Source organism: Sutterella sp., assembly GCF_052272535.1.
Classification (GTDB): domain Bacteria; phylum Pseudomonadota; class Gammaproteobacteria; order Burkholderiales; family Burkholderiaceae_F; genus Sutterella.
On sequence record NZ_DAVZJY010000171.1, the window covers coordinates 1 to 5309 of the forward strand.

Sequence of the window (5309 nt, forward strand, 5' to 3'; positions counted from 1 at the left end):
GGCGGCGGATCCCCGCCGCGCCCCGGGTCCTTGAATGCGTGCTCGGAAACTGGGCCTTCCAGGGTGGCGGCGCATGCGGCATGACGACGGGCGCCGCGAATTTCTGCAGGACGAGGGCTTGAGGATTTCCATCCACACCCTCGAAAACGTCCCCTCGGCTCCAGGCGGGAGGTTCCTTGAAAGCGCCTCCGGAAAATGGCGGAAAACCGAACGCCGGCGGCACCACCGAACGGTTCTTTCAAACTATCGAAATCTTTGCTTTGGTAGTCTTCAATTAAAAAACGGATAGGTAATTACCCGAGCATCCCTGCTGCACGCGATTATGAATGAGAATCATTCCCTTTTAACCTTATAAGCATTGCGCCGCATTTTGGTGAACGTTTTCAAGGAAAAAAGCCGTCTCGTTTCGTAAAACGGAACGAACTCATTCGACGGGCGCAAAGTGATTCCTCAGCAAGCCGGAAATCGGGGGTTGAGTACTTATAAAGGGTTATTTTCGTTCGGCCGAGCGGCAGATTCCGTTCGGTTTGGCGTTAGAGCATTCAACAATATGAAAAACCTAGAAAACAGGAGAAAATCATCAAAGGCGTCAAAGATTTCATACCTCTTTATGGGTTACCTGATAATCCCTCAAGAGGATGGGGCCGTACGAATCTGAAACACTTCTTAAATGAGGATTAAGGGAGTAGATTGAACCTGCGCCGCCCGTGAGGGATGCGCTTTTGACCTCAAAGAAGCCTGATCGACAGAAAAGGCAAATCATTAAAACCCCAAAGAGACCCGAAAGGAGCTAATCATGACCAAGCAGCACAAGCTTCTGTCTCTCGCAGCGTGTATGGGCATGGCTTTTGCAGCCTCCGCCTCCATGGCCGCTGAAGCCCCGGCCAACACCACCAAGGTCGACCTCCCCCGCACTCTCGACGGCTACGTTGCTCAGGACAAGGCGTTCTGGGACTACCTCAAGGCGAACCACCCCTACTTCAAGTACCTGAAGGAAGGCCGCGTGGTCGGCAAGTTCACCATGTCCGACCGTACGGAGGAATGGGTTGAGTTCGGCGGCGGCGACAAGTATGCGAAGAAGGTCGGCCGCCACACGGCCGTCACGTATCGTCTGCCGTATGAATCCTTCCTCGACCTCCCGAACAAGTTCGTCGGCCCGAAGAAGTGCGGCGAATGCCATCCGGCACAGTACGAGAAGTGGGAGCGTTCGCGCCACAACAAGATCGTCCGCTTCCCTGAGGAACTCACGGAACCCGTGGTCGCCGGCGATCTGAAGAAGCCCCTCTACAACTCGAAGGCCTCCGTCCTTCCTGAAGGCATCAACCCCGACGACGTCTTCATGGTCATGGGCACGCCGCGCACGAAGTACGGCTACCTCGACAAGTGGCTCGTCCGCGGCACGTACCACATTGAAGACGGCGGCGATCTCTCGAAGGCCACCGGCACGATGGTCGCGGGCGGCAACCAGTTCTCGCGCAACTGGGCCGAGCACATCACGCCTGAAGTCGCCAAGAAGATCAACGCGTGGGATCCGACCTTCCCGGTCAAGCTCGAGGACTTCGGCGCTCAGTCTTCCAAGGTCTGGGGCATGAACTCCTACGGCGCTTCGAACCGCAAGCAGGCGCTCTTCCAGCCGGGTTCGTCCTACTGCGAAATCTGCCATACGTGGAAGTTCGACTTCAAGAGCCAGGATGAGCTCTTCGCCGCTCTCGGCGACGCCAAGAAGCTTCGCGCGCACACGATCGCCAAGGGCGTGTCCTGCGAAGAATGCCACGGCGCCGGCGCCCACCTGTACGGCGCCCGCGGTGCCGGCATGCCGTCGAACTGCGAACGCTGCCACCAGCGCTTCGTCTACAACGAGGGCGATGCCGCCAAGAATCCGAAGCAGCCGTTCACGTCCTTCTTCAAGAGCTTCTGCCCGGCCTGCGGTACCGAAGGTTCGCAGTCTCACTACACGAAGCACTACCAGAAGGGCATGCGCTGCACGACCTGCCACGACCCGCATGAAGTCACGGCGAACGACTGGGCCTCGCAGTACACCGTTCCGAACCTGAAGAAGGAATGCCAGGACTGCCACACCACGGCCGCCTACTTCTTCTCGCAGGGCGGTACGCACAGCCGCAACAAGTGCGAATCCTGCCATATGCCGAAGATGAACTCGTGCGAAAACTTCGCCTCGATTCAGCGTCCCGACATGGCCGGCTTCGACAACGTCCGTGCGTCGCACATCTGGCGCATCCTCGTTGATCCGGAGAAGAAGTCCATCAATCCGCCTGAAGGCGTGACGGACCGCAAGCAGGTCTCGCCGAAGGGCTGGCACCTCACGAAGGACGACGGCCGTCCGTACCTCGACCTGATGTGGACCTGCGGCCGCACCGCGTACCAGGACAAGCACGTTGTCGACGCGATGGGCTGCCACAGCCCGATCCAGTCGAAGTTCCCGGAAATGATGCGCTTCAAGGACCAGCGTACGATCTACAACAAGGTCAACGCCTGGCAGACCCCGGTCAAGGAAGGCTACGCCAAGGTCATCTCCGACCTGTCGAGCATCCGCGATCTCCTGAAGGTCGCGAAGCTCTCGACGGCCGACCGCGCCCAGGTTCAGCTCTATGCTGAAGAAGCCCGCATCAACTGCGCCAAGATCAAGGACGACGGTTCGTGGGGTGTCCACGCTCCGAAGTTCTCCAAGCAGCTCGTTGAAGAGGCTCAGTCCTACACGGCTCAGGCTCTTGCGATCCTGAACGGGCAGCAGGACAAGACCGCGAAGAAGTAATTCCGACCCGGTCCTCCTCTGAGGCTTCAGAGTGAACCAAAAGGCCCCGCAGGACTCCTCGTGAGTCCGCGGGGCCTTCTTATATGGAATCCCGCCCCGGCTTGATAGCGTTTTTGTGCGGCAAAATTCCTAAAAATCAGAGTGCTTCCAAGTCGCGAGCGAGCGAGGCATAACACCCGCTTAATGTTCTTCGGCTAGGCTTGCGAGGACGATTGGAACCCTTTACCGCGCGCGGGCGCGGCCCCCGCAAAACCCGCCGCGAACCTCCAAAGGCATAAGAATGAAGATCAAGACCCAGTGCCTCGCCGCCCTTTTTGCAGCGGCCTTCGCCCTCGGCGCTGCCCCCGCCGTCACCGCGGCTCCGGACGGGGCGCAGGAGATGCAGTCGCAGCGCCAGCCGATTCCGCTTTCGCTCGCGCGCGTTGCGAAGAACATCGGCAAGCCGGGCGTCTACCTCTTCGACTGCAACCCGCAGGAGATCTACGAGCAGAGCCACATCAAGGGCTCGATCCACGCCAACGTCGAGGGGTGGATGGATCTGCTACCGAAGGACAAGAAGAACTCGTACCTGATCCTCTACTGCATCAACCGCATGTGCAACATCTCCTATGAGGCGTCGCTCAAGTTGATTGAGATGGGCTACGAAAACGTCTATCTGATGCCCGACGGCATCCAGGGCTGGGTCTCGAACGGGTACGAGTTCGAGGGCACGGGCCGCAAGGACCCGGGCCTTGAGGCCGCGCGCGCGAAGCGCGAGGCGAAGTAGTCCTCTTTCATACACGTCCTTCTCCCAGCGGCTCGCCGCGGCGATGCGCCTCGGGCGGGCCGCGACCACTGATTATCCGGAGTCCGACCGATGTCCTCCCAACGACCCGCCCGCGTGAGCGGCCTGATCCTCGCCCTCGCGGGGCTTCTCTTCGCCGCCGCGCTCTTCTGGTGGCTGCCGCACTGCCGGGGCGAGCACGCGATGAGCTGCGTCTGGATGACGCGCGCCGCCGCGGGCGCGGCCCTGATGATCGCCGCGCTTGGGTGTTCGATGCTCTTCGCACCGACCGCCGGCTCCGCGCTCGGCCTCGCCGCGGGCGTCTTCTTCGCCGGGGTGCTCGAGACCGCGCTCGCGCTCGTGCTGATCGGCCCCTGCCCGAGCCCGATGATGGCCTGCCACTCGGTCACGCAGCCCGTGATCATCGTCGCGGGCACGCTCTTCGCGCTCTTTGCGCTCGCCGACATGTGGCGCCTCTCGCGCCTCACGCACTGAGGCCCTCATGACGCGCCCCGTCCCCATCACCACGGCGCGGATCGCCGCCGCGAACGTCTCGAAGAAGCCCCTGCGCTCGATCTCGCTCGCGCTGATCGCGGCCGTCTTCACCTTCATGCTCTTCGCGGGCTCGATGATCGCCGCGAACCTGCAGGCCGGCATTGAGTCGCTCTCCGCGCGCATGGGGGCGGATCTGCTCGTCGTGCCGCAGGGCGAGGGGAAGAAGATCGAAGGCGTCATCCTGCGCGCGCAGCCCTCGACCTTCTATCTCGACGGCAGGCTCCTCGACGTCGTGAAGAACCTCCCCGGCGTCGCCGCGGCTTCGGGACAGCTCTTCATCGCCTCGCTCGACGCGCAGTGCTGCACGGTGAAGGTGCAGCTGATCGGCATCGACGAGAAGACGGACTTCGTCGTCGCGCCCTGGCTGAGAAAGGCGGCGCCGAAGCCCTTGGAAGGCAATGAAGTGATCGTCGGCGACTACATCTTCGGTGAGATCGGCTCCGAACTGGAGTTCTTCAACCGCAAGTTCAAAATCGTCGGCCGCCTCGCGCCGACGGGCATGGGCTTCGACTCGTCGATCTTCATGACGATCGACGCCGCGCGCGGCCTTGGGGCCGCCGCTTCGCCCGCAAAGGCGGGCGAGATCACGACGAGCCTTTCCTCGATCCTCGTGCGCGTGAAGCCCGGCGTAGACCCGATCACCATTTCCGACGAGCTCCTCGACGAGCTCGGACTCGGTGCGGACGTGAACTTCGTCTTCGCGTCGAACATGATGAGCGACACCTCGGCGAAGCTGCGCCGCATCGTAGGGGTGATGTACTCCGCCGCGGGCGGCTTCTGGGTGGTGGCGGCATTGATCATGCTGATCGTCTACTTCTTCGCCTTCACCGAGCGGCAGCGCGAGTTCGCGACGCTGCGCGCGCTCGGCGCCTCGCGTGCCAAGGTCGTGCGGATCGTGATGACGGAGGCCCTCATGATCTCCGCGGCGGGCTCCGCCGCGGGCGTCTTGGTCGGCGCCGTCGCGGTGACGAGCTTCTCGAGCGCGATCGCGCAGACGATCGGGCTCCCCTACCTCGCGCCCGCCGCTTCGAGCTGGGCCGCGGCCCTGGCGGCGAGCCTGCTCGCCGGCGTCGCCACGGTGCCTCTGGCGGCGCTTCCCACCGCCTGGCGGATCGGCCGGCGGGACATCTACGCCTCGATGCGCGAAGGAGAGTGACGCATGGCGACGGACAACACGGTCCTTCTCGACGCGAAGGACCTCGGCAAGCGCTACGAACG

General features: G+C 62.3%; 4 protein-coding genes. All 4 read left to right on the forward strand.

Features of this window, described 5'->3' with window-relative positions; genetic code table 11:
• Nucleotides 1-796 precede the first annotated feature (796 nt).
• Nucleotides 797-2773, forward strand: coding sequence for a cytochrome C (locus tag ACT6Y9_RS08445; RefSeq protein WP_295477835.1), 1977 nt, complete (start codon nucleotides 797-799; stop codon nucleotides 2771-2773).
• Between the two features lie 280 nt (nucleotides 2774-3053).
• The gene (locus ACT6Y9_RS08450; protein ID WP_443744213.1) at nucleotides 3054-3539 is read left to right on the forward strand and encodes a rhodanese-like domain-containing protein; all 486 of its coding nucleotides are present in this window, start codon (nucleotides 3054-3056) and stop codon (nucleotides 3537-3539) included.
• A 90-nt stretch (nucleotides 3540-3629) separates the two neighbouring features.
• Nucleotides 3630-4031, forward strand: a complete 402-nt coding sequence (locus tag ACT6Y9_RS08455; protein ID WP_295477842.1) for a DUF4418 family protein — start codon at nucleotides 3630-3632, stop codon at nucleotides 4029-4031.
• Between the two features lie 7 nt (nucleotides 4032-4038).
• A complete protein-coding gene (locus ACT6Y9_RS08460; protein WP_295477845.1) occupies nucleotides 4039-5247 on the forward strand; it encodes an ABC transporter permease in 1209 nt (402 codons plus the stop codon).
• The last annotated feature ends 62 nt before the right edge of the window (nucleotides 5248-5309 follow it).

Excerpts from the sequence above, each read along its gene's own strand:
- ACT6Y9_RS08445 (WP_295477835.1), top strand. The coding sequence starts at position 797 with ATGACCAAGCAGCACAAGCTTCTGTCTCTCGCAGCGTGTATGGGCATG.
- ACT6Y9_RS08460 (WP_295477845.1), top strand. The coding sequence starts at position 4,039 with ATGACGCGCCCCGTCCCCATCACCACGGCGCGGATCGCCGCCGCGAAC.
- ACT6Y9_RS08450 (WP_443744213.1), top strand. The coding sequence starts at position 3,054 with ATGAAGATCAAGACCCAGTGCCTCGCCGCCCTTTTTGCAGCGGCCTTC.
- ACT6Y9_RS08455 (WP_295477842.1), top strand. The coding sequence starts at position 3,630 with ATGTCCTCCCAACGACCCGCCCGCGTGAGCGGCCTGATCCTCGCCCTC.